The sequence below is a fragment of the Paenibacillus sp. Leaf72 genome, assembly GCF_001422685.1.
Classification (GTDB): Bacteria; Bacillota; Bacilli; order Paenibacillales; family Paenibacillaceae; genus Pristimantibacillus.
This window is the reverse complement of record NZ_LMLV01000001.1, coordinates 758,883-780,295: the sequence shown is the minus strand read 5'-3', so window position 1 is coordinate 780,295 and position 21,413 is coordinate 758,883. Positions and strand designations below refer to the sequence as shown.

19 protein-coding genes are annotated in these 21,413 nt (G+C 49.3%); 12 read left to right on the top strand and 7 right to left on the bottom strand.

Annotated elements, in window-relative coordinates; translation table 11 throughout:
- Positions 1–74 precede the first annotated feature (74 nt).
- On the bottom strand, positions 75–959 hold the full coding sequence (locus ASF12_RS03450) for a LysR family transcriptional regulator (protein WP_056029555.1): 885 nt from the start codon (positions 957–959) through the stop codon (positions 75–77).
- A 98-nt stretch (positions 960–1,057) separates the two neighbouring features.
- Here ASF12_RS03450 and ASF12_RS03445 point away from each other — a divergent pair, with 98 nt between their 5' ends.
- Together ASF12_RS03445 and ASF12_RS03440 are read left to right on the top strand one after the other, a co-directional pair.
- Positions 1,058–1,957 carry a DMT family transporter gene (locus tag ASF12_RS03445; RefSeq protein WP_442952492.1) on the top strand — a complete coding sequence of 300 codons (900 nt, stop codon included), beginning with the start codon at positions 1,058–1,060 and terminating at the stop codon, positions 1,955–1,957.
- Positions 1,958–2,055: 98 nt separating this feature from the next.
- Positions 2,056–2,838: an MOSC domain-containing protein gene (locus ASF12_RS03440; RefSeq protein ID WP_056029552.1), complete on the top strand. Its 783-nt coding sequence runs from the start codon at positions 2,056–2,058 to the stop codon at positions 2,836–2,838.
- Positions 2,839–3,042: 204 nt separating this feature from the next.
- On the opposite strand, the gene ASF12_RS03435 is transcribed toward ASF12_RS03440, so the two are convergent.
- Positions 3,043–4,254, bottom strand: a complete 1,212-nt coding sequence (locus tag ASF12_RS03435; RefSeq protein WP_056029549.1) for an MFS transporter — start codon at positions 4,252–4,254, stop codon at positions 3,043–3,045.
- 322 nt (positions 4,255–4,576) lie between these two features.
- Here ASF12_RS03435 and hemE point away from each other — a divergent pair, with 322 nt between their 5' ends.
- From hemE to ASF12_RS03405, 6 genes are all read left to right on the top strand, one after another.
- Complete coding sequence (hemE, locus tag ASF12_RS03430; protein ID WP_056029546.1) at positions 4,577–5,653, top strand: uroporphyrinogen decarboxylase; 1,077 nt, start codon at positions 4,577–4,579, stop codon at positions 5,651–5,653.
- A complete protein-coding gene (hemH, locus tag ASF12_RS03425; RefSeq protein WP_056029543.1) occupies positions 5,640–6,581 on the top strand; it encodes a ferrochelatase in 942 nt (313 codons plus the stop codon). Before hemE ends, hemH begins: the two co-directional genes overlap by 14 nt.
- A gap of 25 nt (positions 6,582–6,606) precedes the next feature.
- Complete coding sequence (hemG, locus tag ASF12_RS03420; protein ID WP_081418694.1) at positions 6,607–8,091, top strand: protoporphyrinogen oxidase; 1,485 nt, start codon at positions 6,607–6,609, stop codon at positions 8,089–8,091.
- Between the two features lie 102 nt (positions 8,092–8,193).
- The gene (locus ASF12_RS03415) at positions 8,194–9,582 is read left to right on the top strand and encodes a CapA family protein (protein ID WP_056029538.1); all 1,389 of its coding nucleotides are present in this window, start codon (positions 8,194–8,196) and stop codon (positions 9,580–9,582) included.
- 20 nt (positions 9,583–9,602) lie between these two features.
- Positions 9,603–10,391: a glycerophosphodiester phosphodiesterase gene (locus tag ASF12_RS03410; protein WP_056029535.1), complete on the top strand. Its 789-nt coding sequence runs from the start codon at positions 9,603–9,605 to the stop codon at positions 10,389–10,391.
- Positions 10,372–11,271, top strand: a complete 900-nt coding sequence (locus ASF12_RS03405; RefSeq protein ID WP_056029532.1) for a DUF92 domain-containing protein — start codon at positions 10,372–10,374, stop codon at positions 11,269–11,271. The genes ASF12_RS03410 and ASF12_RS03405 overlap by 20 nt, the downstream gene beginning before the upstream one ends.
- A 117-nt stretch (positions 11,272–11,388) precedes the next feature.
- Here ASF12_RS03405 and pepF read toward each other — a convergent pair whose 3' ends face one another.
- The 3 genes from pepF to ASF12_RS03390 form a co-directional block, all read right to left on the bottom strand.
- Positions 11,389–13,182 carry an oligoendopeptidase F gene (gene pepF / locus ASF12_RS03400; protein WP_056029529.1) on the bottom strand — a complete coding sequence of 598 codons (1,794 nt, stop codon included), beginning with the start codon at positions 13,180–13,182 and terminating at the stop codon, positions 11,389–11,391.
- A 306-nt stretch (positions 13,183–13,488) separates the two neighbouring features.
- Positions 13,489–13,671, bottom strand: coding sequence for a hypothetical protein (locus ASF12_RS03395; protein WP_046229983.1), 183 nt, complete (start codon positions 13,669–13,671; stop codon positions 13,489–13,491).
- Positions 13,672–13,749: 78 nt separating this feature from the next.
- A complete protein-coding gene (locus ASF12_RS03390) occupies positions 13,750–13,983 on the bottom strand; it encodes a hypothetical protein (protein WP_046229982.1) in 234 nt (77 codons plus the stop codon).
- A 199-nt stretch (positions 13,984–14,182) separates the two neighbouring features.
- Here ASF12_RS03390 and ASF12_RS03385 point away from each other — a divergent pair, with 199 nt between their 5' ends.
- The 4 genes from ASF12_RS03385 (at position 14,183) to ASF12_RS03370 (ending at position 17,839) form a co-directional block, all read left to right on the top strand.
- Positions 14,183–14,884, top strand: coding sequence for a class I SAM-dependent methyltransferase (locus ASF12_RS03385; RefSeq protein WP_056029526.1), 702 nt, complete (start codon positions 14,183–14,185; stop codon positions 14,882–14,884).
- Between the two features lie 81 nt (positions 14,885–14,965).
- On the top strand, positions 14,966–15,163 hold the full coding sequence (locus ASF12_RS03380) for a cold shock domain-containing protein (protein ID WP_046229980.1): 198 nt from the start codon (positions 14,966–14,968) through the stop codon (positions 15,161–15,163).
- Positions 15,164–15,448: 285 nt separating this feature from the next.
- Positions 15,449–17,005, top strand: coding sequence for a hypothetical protein (locus ASF12_RS03375; RefSeq protein ID WP_155972748.1), 1,557 nt, complete (start codon positions 15,449–15,451; stop codon positions 17,003–17,005).
- A 117-nt stretch (positions 17,006–17,122) separates the two neighbouring features.
- Positions 17,123–17,839: a YebC/PmpR family DNA-binding transcriptional regulator gene (locus ASF12_RS03370; RefSeq protein WP_056029519.1), complete on the top strand. Its 717-nt coding sequence runs from the start codon at positions 17,123–17,125 to the stop codon at positions 17,837–17,839.
- Between the two features lie 113 nt (positions 17,840–17,952).
- On the opposite strand, the gene ASF12_RS03365 is transcribed toward ASF12_RS03370, so the two are convergent.
- Together ASF12_RS03365 and ASF12_RS03360 are read right to left on the bottom strand one after the other, a co-directional pair.
- Entirely contained in the window at positions 17,953–19,875 is a 1,923-nt protein-coding gene (locus ASF12_RS03365; RefSeq protein WP_056029516.1) for a 3'-5' exonuclease, read from the bottom strand.
- A gap of 321 nt (positions 19,876–20,196) precedes the next feature.
- The gene (locus ASF12_RS03360; protein ID WP_056029513.1) at positions 20,197–21,375 is read right to left on the bottom strand and encodes an MFS transporter; all 1,179 of its coding nucleotides are present in this window, start codon (positions 21,373–21,375) and stop codon (positions 20,197–20,199) included.
- Between the last annotated feature and the right edge of the window lie 38 nt (positions 21,376–21,413).

The window sequence follows — 21,413 nt, the reverse complement described above, 5'->3', positions numbered from 1 at the left end:
CTTGAAAAATAAAGCTTTTTTACTGCGGCGTGCCCGCGAAACGAGCATCGCTTTCAAACAGATGACAGCGCCAACTACACGTGCCGTGCCGCTGGGGCGAACAGCTCAAGCGCCGTCTCAATAAACAGCTTGACCGCAAGCGATGATTCCTCAAGCGACGGGACGGCAAGCCGAATCTCCCGGTAGCCTTCGGGTGAAAGCTCCAGCTTAATCACATTTGGCGGCAGCGATTGCATCGCTAGCTCTGACAAAATGGACATGCCGAGTCCTTCCTGTACCATGCTGAGCAGCGTATTGACATTTTTAATGATGAATTTAATTTCCAGCTCCGTCTCGGCACGCTGAAACAGCTCCACTATAGGCGTCTCATAGCCTGATTTGCAATTAATGAGCGGATTGCCGCTAATGTCCTTAACCGAAATGACTTCATTGCCGGCCAAAGGATGATCGTCCCGCATAACGGCATACATCCGCTCCTTATACAAAGGGATCGTTTCAAACGATTCGTCCGGCGGAATGATGAGGGCCACATCGATGATGCGTGTATGGAGCCATTCCTTCACCTCGTCAATTGTGCCTTCATGCAGCTCAAATTCGAGATGAGGATATTTGGCGGCGATGGTCCGCATGATTTTGGGCAAGAAATAAGCGGAAGCAACCGGGAAGGCGCCAACGCGAATCGTACCGATCTCCAGCCCTTTTTCACGGGAAATTTCCTGCTCAATCCGCTCATAGGATTTCAAAATTTCCCGAAACATCGTCAGTAGCCGCCTGCCGATATCCGTTAGCAGGACGCCATTTCGACGATCGCGTATGAGCAGCACGACGCCAAGCTCCGTTTCGAGCGTAGATATAGCCCGGCTCACAGCGGGCTGCGTCATATTCAGCTCAAGTCCCGCCTTCGTGAAGCTGCCGGTTTCGGCAATTTTAATGAATATCGTTAGCTGCGAGTTTGTCATAACTAAAGTGTTATGCCCCCTATGATAAACATTTATTTTATTTATGTTGCAAACTATTGTATCATTCGGTAAAACGACCACACAAGGAGCTGTTCAAGGTGCCTGGTATTTCCCGATCAGCGGCAACGATGTATTTAATTTTTCTCGTGTTTATATGGGGCATCAATTGGCCGCTTACCAAATATGCGCTGGACTTTTCTCCGCCTTTATTATTTGCGGGCATTCGAACGCTCATTGGCGGCATTTTGCTCGTAGGCTTTGCCATTTGGAAGCGGGGACCGCTGCGGCTTAAGCAGAATTGGCCTATTTATCTTATTGCTTCCATGCTGAACATCATTATGTATTATAGCTTTCAGACGATAGGGCTCCAATATATGCCGGCAGGACTGTTCACGGCGATTGTCTTTTTACAGCCTGTGCTGCTCGGTGTGTTTGCATGGCTATGGCTAGGAGAGGCGATGTACCCGCTGAAAATTATCGGCCTTCTGCTGGGCTTCGCCGGTGTTGCGGCGATAACGACGGGAGGCATTTCCGGCCATATTTCCGTGTGGGGCTTGCTGCTTGCGATTGTTTCGGCCATAAGCTGGGCAGGAGGCACGATATATACGAAGAAAATGGCGGCGCGAGTCGATTCCCTATGGATGACCGCGATGCAGGTGGCCATTGGCGGTGTCGTTATTTTGGGCACAGGGTCGATGACCGAAAGCTGGTCCGATATTGTATGGAATATGCCGTTCATATTCGATACGCTGTTCATCTCTATTTTTGTCATCGCGATCGGCTGGCTTATTTATTTCAAACTCATCCGCAATGGCGATTCAGCGAAGGTCGGCTCGTTTATGTTTCTGATCCCGCTTATTGCGATCGTGTTCAGCGTGTTATTTTTAAAGGAGCATGTCACGATTAATTTGGTGGTGGGTCTCGCACTTGTCGCATCCAGCATAATCGTTGTTAATCGAAAGCCTAGCCGCTTGAAGAAAGAGCTTCCTGTGCTATGATAGCTAATAGAATCGTTTAAGTGTAGACGGGCGTTGCCGCTTTATGGGGCAGCGCCTGTTTCGCGCAGTTATTTTGCAGGAGACGGGAGAAGTGGGCATTGGCAGAAAAACCGGCAGTCGAACGAGTAAAAACACGGGTTGGCACGCTTAAGGAAATGAACCGTTACCCCATTAAATCGTTTGCGGGCGAGCGGCTGGATTCCAGCAGGATGGAAGCTTATGGGCTGTATGGCGACCGCAGCCATGCTTTTATAGATGAAACGAAGGAAGGCTGGGACAGCTTTATTACAGCGCGGCAAATTCCGGCTATGCTTGGCTACAAGGCGAAGCTCCAAGATGATCATGGTTTTGAAAAGGGTACGGCAGCGGCTTCCGGTTTTCCCGAAGTAACGGTTACGTCGCCTGACAATCGCGAGCTCGCCTGGAACGAGCAGCTGCTCGCCGAAATACAGTCGCACACCCGCACGACCCTTTCCATGCGGCGTTATGCGCCGGAAACGCCGGATTTGCTGGGTGCGGATGCCAGCAGCGTGCTCATTGTGACCGATGCACTGTTGAATAAGCTTGAGGCGATATGGGGCAAGCCGCTCGATGCGCGGCGGTTCCGGGCGAACATGATTGTGGCGCTTGCGGGCGATGCGCCGGATGAAGAAAGCTGGATCGGCAAGCGGCTCCAGCTTGGCAGCGCGGAGCTGCACGTAGACGGGCATTGCGAGCGCTGCTCCATGATAACGCTGGACCCTGACACGCTGGAGCGGGATATGTCGCTGCTCAAAAAAGTCAACCAGGAGCTTAATTTGCGTTTCGGCTTGTATGCCTCGGTTACGAAGGCGGGGCATGTCCGGGTAGGCGACGAAATATTTCTGCTGACGGATGCTTGAGTGGATTACAAGATAAGCAGAATAGGCAGGATAGCCGAATAGGTAATGCCTTGCCTGCGGAATGTGTAGCTGATAACAGGAGTGCAGAACTGAAAAAGCAGCCTTGGCGTTTACGCCAAGGCTGCTTTTGTCTCCTTTTTCCCTGTGTGGAACCTTTACAGTTTTGTTTAGTAGAAGGTCGGCAGGTACATATGCCTGCACGATCTAGCTTTGCGAAGCCCGCCATTTGCCCCGCAGCAGCGAGCGATGCACCCACAGCGCATTCAGCAGCATCATGACCGCGGACATAATGAACAGCCCCCGGATGCCGATCCAGCCGGATAGCGCGCCGCCTGTAATCGGACCGACCATATTGCCGAGGCCGAGCGTGCTGCTGTTAAAGCTGTAGGCACGGGATTCCATGCCGTCCGGCGTATATTTGCGAATGAGCGAATTGACCGTCGGCACAAGTCCGCCGAGAAAAATGCCCAGCGCAAACCGGGAAATGAGCAGCTGCGGCACACTGTCGGCGAGCGCCTGCGGGATAAAGGTCAGTCCCGCGCCAATCAGCGAATAGCCGAGAATGCGCTCTGAGCCGATGCGATCGCTGAGCTTTCCTAGCACGGGCGACGCAATGAGATTGGAGATGCCAGCCGCAGAGCCGACGAAGCCCGCCCAAAAAGCCAAATTGGCTGTCGGGCCATGCAGGCTTTGGACATGCAGCGGCAGCAGCGTCATCGAGCTCATCATCGCGAATTGAATGAGGAAGGTGACCGCATACAGCGCCGTCAGCTCATGAATGCCTCGCAGCCGCTTAAAGCCTTCGATGACGGAAATTTGCACTTTCGCTGCTGCCTTCTGCAAGTCGAACGTCTCCTTCACGACGAACAACGCCAGCATGGAGGCAGCGAACAATAGGGAGCCTGTCAAATAAAAAATCGGACGGTAGCCGACAGCGTCAGCCAGCAGCCCGCCGATAAAAGGGCCTAATATCGTTCCGGCAATTCCGCCCGATTGGAGCGTTCCCATCGCATAGCCCATGCGATCCTTGGGCGTGCTGGCAGAAATCAGCGCCACAGCCGCGGGATTAAAGCCGGAAATCGTTCCGTTCAGCATGCGCAGCAGCAGCAGATGCCACGGTGTCGTCGCAAAGCCCATCAGCACAATGACAATTGCCATGCCGATGCCAGAGCGGAGCAGCATCAGCTTGCGTCCGTAGCGATCGGCGTATTTTCCCCAAATCGGCTGGAAAATAAATTGGGTGACAAAGTTGCCGGCGAAAATAACACCAGCCCATACAGCAATTTGATGCGGATCGGTTAAGCCCAGCTCAAACTGCAAATAAAACGACATAAAAGGAATGATCATGGTCATTCCAGCCATTACGAGAAATTGCCCGAACCAGAGTACGATGAGATTTTTTTTCCACTGTTCCATGTTTTTTAGTATAGCACAAGCTGCCAGCCAGACAGAAATACGAAGAACAATTTGTCAAGGTGAAACGGCTGTCGCCGTCTTTTAGCAGCGCGGCGCGTTTCAGTCCGAGAAATATAAGCCTGTTTATAAATGTGAAACTTATTAATGCTTATATTTCAGAAAAGCACGAAAATCGCCTTGAATCAGGTTATAATGAAGAGAATGCCTAAAGAGAGTGTCATAACATTGTCATAGGAAGTCAGGTACTGGCGGTTGTTAGCCCCTGCAAAAACGGGCATAATGGAGTTAATAGAAAATTATATAGAAAAGAGGAACGGCTAATATGAGCTATAATGACCGTTTCATTCGGGCCTGCCGCAAGGAACAGCTGGATCAGGTACCCGTCTGGTATATGCGCCAAGCTGGAAGATACGACCCTGAATATCGAAAAATAAAAGAGAAATATTCGCTGCTCGAAATTTGCAAGCAGCCGGAGCTGGCTGCGGAAGTGACGATGATGCCGGTGCGCAAGCTCGGCGTGGATGCCGCTATTTTATATTCGGATATTATGAATCCGGTTGCTTCAATCGGTATAGATTTTGATATTGTGGCGAACGTGGGTCCCGTGATCGATAACCCGATTCGCTGCGCGGCGGATGTAGACCGGCTGAAGCCAATCGATGTAGAAGGCGATCTCGGCCATGTGCTGGAAACGATCCGTATTTTAGATCGGGAGCTTGATGTCCCGCTTATTACATTTGCAGGAGCGCCGTTTACGATTGCCAGCTATTTGATTGAAGGCAGACCGTCCAAGAACTACTTGCGCACAAAGGCGATGATGTACGGCGAGCCGGAAGTATGGCATAAGCTGATGGACAAGCTGGGCGATATGGTTATCGCTTATTTGCGTGCGCACATCGAGAATGGCGGGAAGGCTTTCCAATTGTTTGATAGCTGGGTCGGTGCGCTTGCGCCAGCCGATTTCCGCAAGTTTGTACTGCCGACGATCGAGCGGATATTCAGCGAGCTGTCGGATTTGCCGCAGCCGAAAATTTATTTCCCAGGCGTAAGCTCGGGCGAGCTGCTGCCGGAGCTGCACAAGGTGCAAGCTGATGTAATCGGTCTTGACTGGAGAGTATCGATTCCCGAAGGACGCCGCCGTTTGAATCACGGCTTCGCGGTTCAGGGCAATCTCGATCCCGTCCTGCTGACTGCTCCAATGAGCGTACTTGAATCGTATGCGGCAGAAATTATTGAGCAGGGACTGGAAGAGCCGGGATTTATTTTTAATTTGGGACACGGATTATTTCCTGAGGCATCGCTTGAGAAGCTTCAAGAGCTAACGGCTTACATACATTCATATTCGAAAAAATACATTGCAGCGCGTGAAGGGAAGGAAACGAGCCATGTCGGAAGCTGAAAACAGCAAAATCGGAGTTCTCGTTATGTCATATGGAACGCCGGAAAGCCTTGATGATGTAGAAGCGTATTATACGCATATTCGCCGTGGCCACCCTCCAACGCCGGAGCAATTAACGGATTTGTATGGCAGGTATGAGGCGATTGTCGGCGGCGTATTCCCGCTTCGTGAAAATACGAACGGACAGGTAGCCGGCCTTGCGGATAAGCTGGAGCAGCTCGCCCCAGGCCGTTATGCTTGTTATCAGGGGCTTAAGCATGCCCGTCCTTATATCGAAGATGGCGTAGAGGAAATGGCTCGCGACGGGATTAAGCAGGCAGTCGGCATCGTATTGGCCCCGCATTATTCGACGATGAGCGTAGGCAGCTACATCAAGCGTGCGCAGGAGAAGGCTAGCGAGCTTGGCGTGGAGATGACGTTTGTGAAGCAATATCATCTGCATCCGAAGCTGCTGCAGGCGTTGACGGAACGGGTAACGGATGGGCTTGCGCGGTTAAGCGCATCATCGGGCGGAGAGCCGAGTGTAAAGGTGCTCTTCAGCGCGCACAGCTTGCCGGAGAAAATTCGCGAGCTTGGTGATCCTTACGAGGAGCAGCTGCTGGAGACGTCAAGAGCGGTTGCGAAGCAGGCTGGCATTGCGGATGATGGATGGCAGTTTACTTGGCAAAGCGCAGGCCGGACGAGAGAGCCGTGGCTGGGACCTGACATATTGGAGACGCTTGCCGAGCTTGCGGAGCAAGGAGTAAAGGCTGTATTGGCCGCGCCAATCGGCTTTGTGTCGGATCATCTTGAGGTGCTGTTCGACCTCGATATCGAAGCGAAGACGACAGCGAAAAATATGGGCATCACCCTTGAACGAATTAAAATGTTAAATCGCGACCCACTCTATATGGAGACGCTGGCGGAGTCTGTAATAGAAGCAACGTAGAGGTTGGTAAGAAAGGATGAATGAGATGCGGAGAATCGGAGAAGCTGATCGAATTGTCATTATTGGCGGGGGGATCAGCGGGCTGAGCTCCGCTTTTTATTTGCAGCGGGAAGCGGAGCGGCAGCGTAAAGAGATTCATATTACGCTTGTCGATAGCGCCGAGGTACTGGGCGGCAAAATCAATACGCTGCAACGTGACGGTTTCGTCATCGAACGCGGCCCGGATTCTTTCCTTAGCCGCAAGCTGGCGATTATTGAGCTGGCGAAAGAGCTAGGCATAGAGTCCGAGCTGACGGGAACGAATCCAAAGGGCAAGCAATCCTATATTTTGTTTAAAAATAAGCTTCATGCGATGCCGCAGGGACTCGTGCTCGGCATTCCGACGGAAATTATGCCATTCGCCCGGACAGGCTTGCTCTCTTGGGGCGGCAAGCTGCGGGCGCTGCTTGATTTCATCAAGCCAGCTCGGACTGCAGCTGGCGACGAATCGCTGGGCGGCTTCCTAGGCCGACGGCTGGGGACGCAGGTTGTGCAGCGCATTGCAGAGCCGCTGCTGGCGGGCATTTACGCTGGCGACCTTAACAAGCTGAGCATTCAAGCGACATTCCCGCAGTTCGCAGCTGCTGAACGCAAGCATGGCAGCTTAATAAGGGGAATGCGGAGCAACAAAAAGCTGGCGAAAGCTCCTGATATGAGCCTGCTGCCAGAAGGAGCTAGAAGCAGCGTGTTTCTTACCTTTAAGGGCGGGCTGTCTACTTTGGTAAATGCGCTGGACCGAGCTTTGCCAAGCATGGAGCGCAAATTGGGCCAGGCGGTTATCGGAATTCATGATAGTGCTGCGGGCGGTGAAGCAGCAGGTTTCGCTGGCATGGCGGACGGGGAACATTCCGCGTCCCGCTACTCCATCGAGCTGGCAAACGGAGAACGGCTGCCTGCCGACAAAGTGATTATGACGGCGCCTGCGTTTCAGGCAGCGGAGCTGCTGGAGCCGCTGGTCGATTGTGCGGAGCTGCGGGCGATCGATTACGTTTCGGTCGCAAACGTCGTCATGGCTTTTGATAAAGCGAGCCTTGGTGTAACCTTCAAAGGTTCGGGGTTCGTTATTCCGCGTTCGGAAGGCTTAAGGATTACAGCATGCACATGGACCTCGACGAAATGGCTGCATACGAGTCCTGGAGACAAAGTGCTGCTTCGCTGTTATGTAGGGCGGGCTGGCGATCAGATAACGCCTTTTTTGCCGGATGACCAGCTTATGGCCGCTGTAAGAGAAGATGTGAAGAAGACGATGAATATTACAGCAGCTCCTTTATTTACGGAAATTACACGGCTGCCGCGCTCTATGCCGCAATATCCGGTTGGCCATCTGGACCAGACGAAGCGCCTGCGTGAGCGAATGGCACAGCAAGTGCCGGGCATTCATATTACAGGAGCGGCTTTCGACGGCGTAGGTTTGCCGGATTGTATTAGACAAGGCAAGGAAATTGCATCAGCTGCGCTTTCCTCTTCCTAGATGCATAGTGAATGAAGCAGCTTCCCTTCTAGTTATTTCGCATATTTATAACAAGCTTGCTATAATAGACAGGAAACTTTATTCATAAAGGAGCATCCTGTCATGAATAGATCTAGAACAGAATCGCGACAACAGCAAAAAGTCAGGCGAAAAAGAAGATTAAGACGCCTCATCATTTTCAACGGATTTATGCTTGGACTTATTGCAGTCGTTATTGGCTTATGGCTTAATACGCAAAATTGGTTTGATGCTGCGTCCTTATTTAATGGGGAAAATAAACCTCAGGCAGCAGATGCCGCCTCCGCGGGTACCGCTGGTGATCAGGAGCCGCAAAACGCGGAAACGGGAGCAGGCAGCAGTTCTCCTTCTCCATCTGTAGAAGCGGCAGCAACGAATGATCCTGCTCCTACAGCCGATGAGGCTAACGGCCAAGGCGAGGCAGCGGCAACGCCAGCCAAGCAGCCTGAGGAGGAAGGTCATGAAGCAGTCGATGGAACAGGCGGCGATGACGGTTCCGGGCAGCAGCCATCGACTCAAGCTGGCGACGAGGATACGGTGAAGCTGAGCTTTGTTGGCGATATTTTGCTGGCGGCTTCGGTCGGCGACATGATGAAGCTCAATGGATACGACTATCCATATAAGCAATCGCTGCTTTATTTAAGCGAGCCGGATATTATGGCAGCCAATTTGGAGTATCCCGTGACGGATAGCGGTGTACCGGCAGTAGACAAGACGTATGTGTTCAAAGGTTCTCCAGATGCGCTTCCTGCTTTTCGGGATGCCGGCTTTGATGTTGTTAGCCTGGCGAACAACCATACGCTGGATCAAGGCGTCGAAGGCTTATTAAATACGATGAAGCATCTCGATGAGACAGGAATTTCCCATATGGGAGCCGGCAAAAATGATACGGATGCGTTTGCGCCTGTCATTAAAGAGGTGCGCGGCATTAAAGTAGCGTACATTGGACTGAGCAGAGTCGTGCCGGAAGTATCTTGGAAAGCAGACAAAAATGTTGCTGGCGTAGCAGAAACCTACGATACGACGAGAGCGAAGGCGGCGATTAAGAAAGCGAAGGAGCAGGCCGATCTGGTCGTCGTGATGGTTCACTGGGGAGAAGAGCGCAAAGATACGCCGCTGCAATACCAGCGGGATTTTGCACGCGAATACATAGATTCGGGAGCCGATCTAATTATCGGCAGCCATCCGCATGTGCTGCAAGGTTTTGAGACGTATAAAGGCAAGTGGATTGCATACAGTTTAGGGAACTTTATTTTTAGCGCTTACCCGAAGGGACCGACTGCAGAGACAGGTGTGCTGGATGCGATTTGTACGAAAAAAGGGGACTGTGACCTGAAGTTTTACCCGATGTCCTCGGACAAAGCACAGCCAGTGCTCATGGATTCGGAAAATGCAGCAGCGCTGCTAACGCGCCTGACGAGCCTGTCCTTTGGCGTGAAGCTCCGTGAGGATGGCGCTCTCGTCTCTAAATAAAGAGCAGCGAGGAGGAGCGCATGGCAGAGCCAAGAAATGTATGCGTAGCCCACCGCGGGTGGTCAGGGCGTGCGCCTGAGAACACCCTTGCAGCGGTGAAGCTGGCGATGGAAGAGCCTGATGTGTTTTGGATTGAAATTGATGTGCAGCTATCGAAGGATCATATTCCGGTCGTTATTCATGATTATAAGCTAAGGCGTACAACGAATGGCAAAGGCGAAGTCCGCAACTGGACGGCTGCCGAGCTTGGCGCGCTTGATGCGGGCAGCTGGTTTTCGCCCTTGTTCAAAGATGAGGGAGTACCGACGCTTGATCAAGTGCTGGCATTAACAGCCGGGCGCTGCAACGTGAACATTGAGCTCAAGACGAATGGCATTCGTTATCCTGCGCTTGAGGAGCAAGTGCTTGCAAGCGTACGCCGATTCGGTGTGGAAAATGAAGTGGTGCTGACCTCTTTCTATGCCGGAGCGCTGAATAAGCTGTTCAAGCTGACGGAAGGACGTATTCGTACCGGCTTGATTATTGACGGCTGGCGCCAGACGCTGCCTCTGGAGCTGAGCCAGACGGGGTCGACCTTGCTTTCGATTGATTATTCGAGGCTGAATAAGGAGCGAGTGAAGCTGCTTAAGGAAGCGGGCATTCAGGTGATGGCCTGGACGATAAACGAGGAACAGGCTATTCGCAAAATCGCGGAGCTGGACCGGGAGCTGATGATTTGCACGAATTTCCCGAATCGCTGGCGGCAGGCAATGGCAGGACTGAGAGATAGAACTGGAGAGGAGCGAGAAAATGATAGGCTGGATCGATGAATGGTGGCTCAGGCTGCTTGGCGGCCTTGTTGGAAGCGGCTTAATTGCGTTCGTCGCCTATCGTTTCCGCTCTCTTTCGCTATCGGGCGCTTTATCGGCAATGGCAATGGGAACAGGCTTTGTGACATGGGGCGAACCAGTATGGTTCGCCTGTCTTATTGCGTTTTTTGTTACCTCAACCCTGTGGTCGAAATGGAAAAAGCACTCCCGAGCGAAAGCGAAGGCGGAAGCGGGATATGAAAAAACAGGACGTCGCGACGCTGGACAAGTGTGGGCGAATGGCGGAGTAGGCCTGCTGCTGTGCTTCGGCCATGCTCTGTTTCCAGCATCCGGCGATGGCTGGCTGCTCGCCTATATTGGAGTCATGGCGGCTGTAAATGCCGACACATGGGCGACGGAGATCGGTGCGCTGAGCAAGCGTCCACCGCGTTCGGTGACGAGCGGCAAAGTCGTCGCTCCCGGCACGAGCGGCGCTGTGACGCGGCTCGGCTCACTCGCGGCGCTCGCTGGTGCCGCCTGCATCGGCGTCGTAGCCGCCATCATGCTGGCATGGTTTCATCCAGCGTCTGCAGCCGATTTGCAGGCTGGGAACGCGGGGCTTGCAGGCGGCGGCCTCAGCCTAGCCTCAGCTGTAGCGCTTATTGCGGTGGCGGCGATAGCTGGCTTTGCCGGATGCTTTGCCGACTCTTGGCTCGGCGCCACCTGGCAGGCGATGTACCGCTGCACAAGCTGCGGCAGCGAGACGGAGCGCCGCACGCACTGCGGCGTAAAGACCGAGCGGACACGCGGGTTTGATTTTATGAACAATGACCGGGTTAATATGCTGTCATCCTTGCTTGCAGGTGTAGTTGGCTTAACACTGGGCCTCTGGTGGCTTTAGTTGCAAAATAAAATAACACCTTCTCTCCTTGATACGGGAGTAGAAGGTGTTATTTTTTGATTTTAGCGGTTATCCCCTTAGCTCAGAAAACAAGGCAGTCAAAGAGGAGACGCAAATTTATTTTTTAGTTAGCTCTTCCATTTGGCCGATGAGGCTTTCGAACACGCTCATCGCTTGCTCAATCGGCTCTGGCGAGGACATGTCGACGCCAGCTTTTTTCAAAATATTGATTGAGAAGTCGCTGCCGCCGCTCTTCAGGAAGCCGAGATAACGCTCGACTGCTGGCGCGCCTTCCTCCAAAATTTGCTTGGAGAAGCTCGTTGCGGCCGAGAAGCCAGTCGCGTATTTATACACATAGAAGCTGTTGTAGAAATGGGGAATACGTGCCCATTCCATCGCAATATCTTCATCTACGGCCATATCGTCGCCATAATACAGCACATTGAGGTCGTAGTAAATTTTGCTCAAATCCTGTGGTGTCAGCGATTCGCCTTGCTCGCTTCTTTCGTGAATGATTTTCTCGAATTCGGCAAACATCGTTTGACGGAACACCGTCGTCCGGAATTGATCTGCATAGTAGGTAAGCAGGTACATTTTTTCCTTCGGATCGGTTGACTTGTCAAGCAAGTAGTCCATCAGCAGCGCTTCGTTCAGCGTGGAAGCCACTTCCGCGAGGAAAATCGTATATTGCGCATCGCGGTAGTTCTGGGTCGTATCAGAATAATACGAATGCAGGGCGTGGCCCATTTCATGCGTCAGCGTAAACATGCTGTTCAAGTTGTCCTTGTGATTGAGCAGCACATAAGGATGCGTGCCGAACGCTCCCCAGCTGTAAGCGCCGCTGCGCTTGCCTTCATTCTCATACACGTCAATCCAGCCATCGTCAAAGCCATGCTGCAGCACGTTCAAATAATCGTCGCCGAGCGGCTTCAAGCTTTCTTTGACTGTTTTTTTCGCGTCCTCATACGTAATGTTCATATCGAATTCCTCTACAAGCGGAGCGAACAGATCATACATATGAAGCTTGTCGACGCCGAGCAGCTTTTTGCGCAGGTTCATATAGCGATGCATCAGCGGCAAATGCTTGTGAATCGTGTCAACCAGGTTTGTGTATACCGTCTCGGGAATGTTATCCCCATAGAGCGACATGGCGAGAACGGAATCGTGCTTGCGGGCACGGGAGTAAAAAATATTTTTCGTTACATTGGCATTCAGCGTGGCCCCGATTGTGTTTTTGAGCTTTCCGTATGTATCGTACATCGCTTGGAAAGCTTCTTTGCGCACGTCGCGGTTTTTGCTCTCAAGGAACTGGATGTAGCGGCCCTGCGTCAATTCAACCTCTTCGCCGTTCTCGTCCTTCACTTTCGGGAACTTCAAATCAGCATTGTTAAGCAAGCTGAAAATTGTGCCGGGAGCCGAGCTCATATTGCCTACTTGCGCAAGCAGCGCCTCTTCATTTTTCGAAAGAACATGGGCTTTCTGGCGGCGCATTTCTTCAAGTGTATGACGGAACGTGGCCAGCTCCGGATTTGCGATCAATTGATCCAGCGCCTCGTCGCTTAAGGAAAGCACCTCTGGCGTAATGAAAGAGAGGGCTTCTCCTGTTTCCACGCTCAGCTTCTTGGATTTGTCGGACAAGGCCTGATAGGTCGGCTCTGCCGTATCCTCATGATGCTTCATATTGGCATATACGTATAGACGCTCCACATGCAGCGACAATTCATCCTCCTGCTCGAAGCAGGCTTTCAGCTGGGCCGGGTCTGCCAATGTGCCTTGGAAAGCGCTGATTTTGCCAATCAGGCTTTTGGCAGCGGCAAACTCCTTATCCCAAGCAGCTTGATCTGCAAACAGGTCTTCGAGCTTCCAACGGGCTTCTACTTTCGTTTCGGAACGCTTAGGTACGTGATTCATCGAATTCCTCCTTGGTATAATGGTAGATGAAGTAGCATGTGGTGCAGTTTTGGAATAGGCGGGCTGAATCATTCCCTCAGCGCCACTAATACCGGCTGTCAGGCTTAGAGAGACAAGGACGGGTAGCCATTTCATAGTTGCGTTCGCCTCCGGGCATAAATTTGTACCTAGTATGTACCGGAGGCTGCCTTGTTATGTTGAAATACAAGAACTTTCTAAACTCTTAGATGTGGCAAGCGGCTGCTCTTGTATTTGATGCGTTGGCGGCTGCTCCTTGATGTATGGCTTGTCAGCTGCCGCCAGCGCTTATGAGCTTCCCATCTGAAACAGGCTGAATACAATGAGGAAAAACGAGAATGCAATTAAAACAATAGAAGCAAGTGCCAGCCCGCGGCGCAAATTGGGAGCGAGAGAATCGCGTTTTGCAAGGACTATCCATCCTAGTGCAAAGGATGCGACAATAAAGATGATATTAGTCATTAAATCCATCTCGAAACGTACACCCCCTGTAGCCGCAAGCACAACATGGCCTCGTTAGTTTTCGCTGTTAAGGTTGAATTTTCCTGCTTACACTTCCTTGAAAGCACGGATGATGTTCTCCCGCTCTTCCTCGCGGCCAACATACTGGTCAGCACGGAAGCGATTTTCGGCCCAATGCATCATTTCAGGACGGCTTACGAACGTAAAGCATTCTTCGCCCCATTGATCGGAAATATCTCGTACGACGAGGGTTTTCCCCTGTACTTCTACCGTCAGCATATTGTACTTGTCAGTTTTGAATATCTCGTATTTCTTGAACATGTTGTAGGTCACCTTACCTTTCGTTACGGCTTACACCGTATTCTTACTATTTTAGCTATCTAGGGGGTGGAAAGCAATAAGGGACGGTGTTATAATATCAGCTATAATGCGGGAAAGAAGCATTTATGAGGCGAAGCTTCTATAGAGATAGGAGCGTAATCGCGAGAAGAGTATAGCTGAGACGAGGAGAGTTGAGAAGATGAAGCAATTGAAGTATGAGCAGGTAGGCGTTGCTATTACCTGCCGGGGTTTTGATGAGTATGTACACATGTTCGGACTGGAAGAAGATGATTTGGGCGCGGGGCCTCTACTGGACATTGCTGCCGGAGGCGCTTCTTTTACCGCTGAGGCGTGTGCCCGAGGGTATGAAGCCCATGCTGTTGATCCGCGTTATGCCGGAGATGTGGAGTCGTGGATTGAACAATCTGCAGAAGAAATTGAAGTTTCCACAAACAAGCTGATCGCTTTGCAGGAGGCATTCGACTGGAGCTATTATAAGGACGCTGCGAATCATCGCGCGGGACGAGAGCGTTCGCTTGAGCTGTTTGCAAGCCATTTGCGATCTGTTGACGGGCAAGCCCGTTATCGTTTTGGGCAGCTGCCAGAGCTTCCTTTTGAACAAGGAACCTTCTCGCTTGTGTTATGCAGCCATTTTTTGTTTTTGTATGCGGAGCAGTTTGATTTCAATTTCCATAAGCAGGCTGTTTTGGAAATGATGCGACTGTGCAAGCCGGGCGGACAGGTGCGGATTTACCCGCTGTTGTCGCTAAGCTGGAATGCTTACCCGCACATGGATGAGCTGCTAAAGGCTGTCGCAGAGCGGGGCGGACAGGCGGAGCTTATGCCAGCGAAACTTCCTTTTATTCCTGGATCAGATTTATTTTTGAAAATAAGGGTTTAATTGCATTTTCCAGTTTAAGACTGTATAATATAGGGTATACGCTGATTAAACAGCGGTTTATTTTTTTAGGAGGTTGTTCATTTGAAAGGAACAGTTAAATGGTTTAACGCAGAGAAAGGCTATGGCTTTATCTCGGTCGAAGGCGGCGAGGATGTATTCGTTCATTTCTCCGCTATCCAAAGCGAAGGCTTCAAATCGCTTGACGAAGGCCAAGAGGTAGAGTTCGACATCACTGAAGGCAATCGCGGTGCACAAGCGGCTAACGTCGTTAAATTATAAGATTCGAAGTTTCTTATAATACTTGATTGCAGCATGTACAGGAGCTTCCGGTTAATCCGGGAGCTCCTTTTCGCATTTTAACAAGCCATTTTAACAAGCCATTATGACAATGGGCAGCGGATGGTGCCGAATAATAGGTTGAAAAGAGTGGAAAAGGGGGAAAAAGGAGAACCATGGCGCGGGAAATACGTAAAAATAATAGCAGGAAAAGGCTCTTTTTAAATGGCCTTGCAGCAAAATAGAGCAAAAAGAACCGCGTTTTTCAACTATTTTTAAAGGAGGAGAATGATGATGGAAGCCGGTGCCGTGTTTCAGAGGCTTAGCTTTAGTGAAATTAAGCTGAAATTGCCTCGCGAGAGCTGGTATTACTTGCGCAATGAACAAAAGGATGGCGAATTTGAAGCAGAGGACGTTTGGTATTATAAAGGGGATTTGCGGCTTAGCGAGCTTCTGCTCGACCTTAATGCTATGCTCATTCTCGTTGAAGGAAATTTGATTGTGGATCGCTATATTGGCAATACAAATACAGACGGGGCTACCGGACTGATCGTTCTTGGCGATATGCGCGCCAGCCATATGGTTGTTGGTGGACAGGAGATCCATATTGCTGGCGATTTGCAGGTGGAAAAAATGTTTTGGGGTGATTATAATCACGGCGATCTCATCGTTGAGGGCCATATGCAGGCGGAGCTGATGATGACGAGCGATCAATATAGAGTACGCATTCAGGGGACATCGGCCTTTGAACGATACATAGTAGATTGGGACGACTTCGGTGTATGGCAGGGCTTCGACATGACCGAGCTTTTTGTTCCGGAAATTATTATAGATGAGGATGAAGAGCCGTTCGTCTGGCGAGAGGAAATGCTGCGTCTTTTGGAAGAAGACAAGCCTATCCTATATGAAGATCGAATCAAGCCGATTCGTGAACAACCGCAAATTCCTTTTTTATTCGCAGATACACAGCTCCGGCCGCTTTATATGCAGCAGGTAACTGCGGATTCTCTTTGCTTCCTCGGAGAGCCTGAAGCTGCTAGCTCAAGCTATGAGTTTTGGCTGGGCGATCAGTTTTTTCGTGCAACTGCGTATGGCAATGAAGCGGATTCGGGACATTTTCGAAGCGTTTATTTTCAGGATGGCGAGGAGTACGGGGCTTTGCTGAAAATAGAACCAGTTGCTGCGCAATCAGGCTCTGCAGCTCATTCACACCCTATGCAATGGCAGTTATCGGGCAAATATCGCAAAGTAACGGACGAGATTGTAGATTGGACGGTTATCGATGATGATTCACCGGCCGCGATCCAGCAGCTATGCCAGCAAAATTGGGTTTATTTGCTGCAAGCTGTATCGACCTATGAATATGCCCGTCATCTCATTGATCCGCAGCATATACGCGAGATATTGACTCTCCCGCTTGTTGAGCCCTATAACGATTATTATGATGAAGAGCGCAGCGGGCTATGGATCGGCGATATATATTTCTCATTTCGGCAAGAGGGAGAACTTTACAAGGATTCCCCGCGATTGGCTTTGGTGCGTATGGCCAGAGACTATACCGATGAACAGGGCGAGGCAAAGGTCGAATATTGCTCATACCGTATACAGAAGCATATGGACGGCTCTGAATGTGTTTCCGTTCAGTATTCAGAAGATGAAGATGATGACGATTATACGATGGTTAATTACGAAGGCGGAGCTAAACTGCTGGATGCGGTCAAATTTTTTGAAAAAGGCCGAAAGCTAATTACACGTTACAACCAAGATATGCTGGATGGAACGAAACCTTTTTGTGGCGAAGATTTTGCGATGGAATATTGGAGGGAGAAAGGCTATATTTCTTAATGATAGGAAGTACAGGGACGTTATTTTGCCATGCGCTTTTCGCATTTTAGACTTTGACCGGATTAGGCCTGAAATGTTACACTGTTAGGTGGAATCTTTGTCGGAGGAGCGAGTGGCATGAAGTTTAAATTGTTTAAGGATCGCAAAGGGAAGGCCGATCAGGCTAAAAATAATAAGTTTGTAAAGCTGTCGCGTGAAATTTATGTGCAGGCACGTAAGGGCGGAGCGAATCCTGAGGCGAATTTTGGCCTGAAGACAGCCATTGCCAATGCACGTGCGGAGCAAATGCCCAATGACAACGTTGAACGGGCAATCAAGAAGGCGACGGGCGGCGACGCGGTCGATTATGAAGAAATTATGTATGAAGGCTACGGCCCAGGCGGCGTCGCGATTATGGTTCGTTGTTTGACGGACAATCGCAATCGTACTGCGGCTGATGTGCGCTCGGCTTTTAATAAGCGTGGCGGCAATATGGGAGAAAGCGGCTGCGTATCCTATATGTTCGATCATAAAGGCTTGCTTGTCGTGGACCGTGAGGATTTAGAAATTGATGAAGACTCGATGATGATGGTGACGCTGGAAGCTGGAGCAGAGGATCTGGTCGTAAACGAAGACAGCTTCGAGATTTTGACGCATCCGCATGAGTTCGAGCAGGTGAAAGGTGCACTTGAAGCGGAAGGCTATACGTTTGTAAGCGCTGGAGTACGCTGGCTGCCGCAAAACATGGTTGCTGTAGAAGGCGAAAATGCGGACAAGCTGTCCAAAATGATGGACTCCTTCGACGATAATGACGATGTACAGGACGTTTACACAAACTTTGAGCTTGAGGACTAACGTCTACATAGTCAGCAGGCTAGAGCAAAAAAACAGCTTCGGGAGCCACATCATCATGTGGAGCCCAAGCTGTTTTTTGATGGGTTTATTGAAAAAGCTACTTTTTAGAATAATTAAATAATTTCAGATTGTCCATTGTTAATTAACAAGCTGCTTTTTTGTTCTAGCCACTTTGCGAAGCCTTCTGTTTTACAGTAGCTTAAAAAGAGCCATTCCATTGCCCTCGTCATCCCGATATAAAATAGAGAAACTTCTCTCTCTACGTTGTCCTCCAGCGCAAAAGGCATGCTTTCAACATTTACAATAAATACTGCGCGGAAATCAAGTCCTTTGGAACTGTCTAGAGTGGATAAGTTGACTGCCTCTTGGTCACGGTTATAGGAGCGTTTAGTCGTGCTGCTTTCGGCGAACCAGTTATAGGGAATACTGCTTTTATCCAATTCTTTTTTTAATTGATCTACATAGGAATATGAAAAGCGATTTTTTACACGATATAAAATGGCAATGTCGGAATAAGAAAGCTTCTTTTCCTCATGTAGTTTGATAATGTGTTCTACAACCCACGCTGCTTCTTCATTAAAATGATTACAAGATTTAATAATGGGGTCTGATCCCTTGCGTTTAGTACTTTGCGGAGGAATAATCTCTACCCCTTCCACAGAAGTGCCTTCCTTTACCCTGTCTTTCATGCTGGAGTGGCTTCTGTAAAACTCCCAAGCGAAATTCACAATTTGCGAAGTGTTGCGGTAATTAATGCTCAAAATTTTAGAACGGCCTCTAAAATCAAGGCCTGTGCTTGATGCCAAACTTGTTTTGCGTTTGAAAATATTCTGTGCTTTGTCCTCTACTAGCAACAAGGATTGAGTATCAGGATTGAGAACTTTACTCAATAGCTCTAGCCATACTGGTTCAAAATCTTGTCCTTCATCAATTAATATAGCATCGTATTTAGGTAGAATTACTTCTTTTTGTTCGATCTTGGCCAGTAGAGATTCTACTCCATCATCGTGAATTCGCATTTTATTCCAAAGCCACTCATGAAAGGTTGCTGTTTCAATATTATGCTTTATGGTATTGGATGTATAAGTTTCATTACCATTATTTTTTGCGTAATCAAATAAATCCTCAGGCTCCTCCATCATCTTATCAATCATGTTTCTCAACACACGTGAAAGTGGGATAGCATAGCAGATAACGAGAATGTTCCAATCGGGGTGATCTTTAGCCAACATACGTGCACGGGCAGATAGGATCAGCGTTTTACCGCTTCCCGCCACGCCACGAATGAGTCTGTTTTTATCACCGAGCTGACGGGCTAGAGATTCCTGATGTAGGTCCATAGCTTGAACATTATGTAATGATAGCAACAGCTGATCATTATAATAAGTAGGTTCCTTGAATTCTGCGCTGATACGAACTTCGGGGAACAGATGATAGCGTATAGCTTTAATATCCTCACCAGATAAAAAATGTGTATCTCTATATGCTATGGTGAACATTCCCAGTAAGCGTTCATGCAATGAATCGCTTGAGAAGCCTACACTGTCAGAATCAATATCGTCTCGCGTTAGCATAAACTGAGGATCAATGACTCTATCTAGCCGATGTTCAACAATATGTATTTCCTTGAGATTGGTAAATACAGTACCAAATGCGTAACGGAACTTCAGCTGTCCATAATATTGATCAATTTGAATGAGATTCTTGTCTTTTTTAAGCTTGTCTACAATTCGAAAAGCATAATCCCGAGCTTGATTTAATGGGTTTTTAATAGTTTGGAGTGTACCAAGATCACCAAGTATGCGCCATTCGTTAGTAGACAATTCATGAAGAGTATTTACTTTATAATCTTTGACTTCGAGCACAAGCAGCCCAAAATCCGGGCCGATAATGACATAGTCAGGTTTTTGTCCCCCGATCTCTGGTTCATAATAAACAAGGTAATCATCAGGTAGATGCTCTTTTAGCGTTTGAAAAAACAGGCGTTCTCCAACAGTCGCTTTTCTTGGAAGAGTATCTGGAATCATATAAGCCATTTTGTAATCCTCCTTGAAGACGCCGAATCAGGAATGCAGTTCCGGTGCTTCCGGAATCCGGGGTTAGTTTGCAAGAATAGTCAGGTACACAATGTAATATGGGTCCTTAGGCTTGCTCCTTGCTTACTACTATTGTACTTTGTTTGTTTAAATATGGGAATTGTAATTTTGAAAAAATTATTCTTTAGTTCCTGAAATTCTTGTTAGATCAATGATTTCGTAGCCTGGCTATGTATGTTGTCAGACATAAATATAAAAAACGCTGGAATCCAGCGTTTCTCGTAATGGTAATTTTTAGTTAAAGGGTAAAAGTATTATCGTTCATGCGCTGCGCCTCGTATAATGTTTGTAAATGAAACCTGCTGCTGCTATTAAAGCAAGGGTAGTACCTAAATTAAAGAAGGCTGTGCGTCCGAAGCTTTCATATACATAGCCGCCAACGGTACCGCTGAGCAGACCGGCAAGGCCCGTCCATACAACGGCGTATACCGCTTGGCCGGAAGCGCGAAATTCATCGGGTATGAGCTGTGAAATATAACGCAAGGCAGTTGAGAAGTAGATGCCGAATGTAATGCTGTGCATGAGCTGTGTCGCCACGACGAGATAAGGGCTGCTCAAATGTCCAATCAGCCACATTCGCAGAGCATACAATACACATGCGATAAACAGCAGCGGCAGCTCCTTGAATTTATGGCCGTACTTTCCAAGCAGAAACAGGACGGGAATTTCGCTGCAGGCGGAAAGGGTCCAGGCGAGGCCGACAAGGGAATCGCTAGCTCCCATTTGATGCAGCGTTACAGCCAAAAAACCTTCGTACATACGATGCGCGACCGATACGATCAAAATAAGGACGAAAAAGGAAACGACCTCCCTTTTGCCCAGCAGCTTGAAAAAACCGCTAAAATCGACTTTGCGGGCACTGCCTCGGTAATCTCGCAGCAGGAAGGATAGCGCCAGCGTTATCGTAATCGTACAGACTGCGAGCGGCAGCGTCCAATTGGAGCCCATCTGCTTCAATATAATGCCGAACAAGTAGGCGGATATCGCAAACCCGAGCGAGCCGAAAATGCGAATGAGTGCATAAGGAACAGCTGTATATTGACTGGATAATAAAATCATACTGTCATTCAATGGATTAATAGGTGTCTGAAAAAAATAAAAGATCGTCATCACTAGACAGATCATCGTAAAATCTTGAATCGGAAACAGCAGCGATATCATGACCAGCTGCCCGAATAATAAAAATATAAATAATTTTTTTATCGTCTGAAATCGGTCACTTGCCCAGCCTAGCAATAAATTGGCGAAGACGGATATGAAGGGCCCAGTTGCATAGATAATGCCGATTTGATGCTCGGAATAGCCTCGCGCCAGAAAGTATAAAGGCAGGTAGGAGACGAGCAGCGCCTGTGTTGAATAGGCAGAAAAGCTGAAGGCGCGAAGACGCAGCGTTTCTTGGGATGTGTTAAGCTTCGCCTTCTCTAGGCCAAGTTGTGTCATTGCTGTATTCACTCCATAACTGTAAAAAACCTTGATTA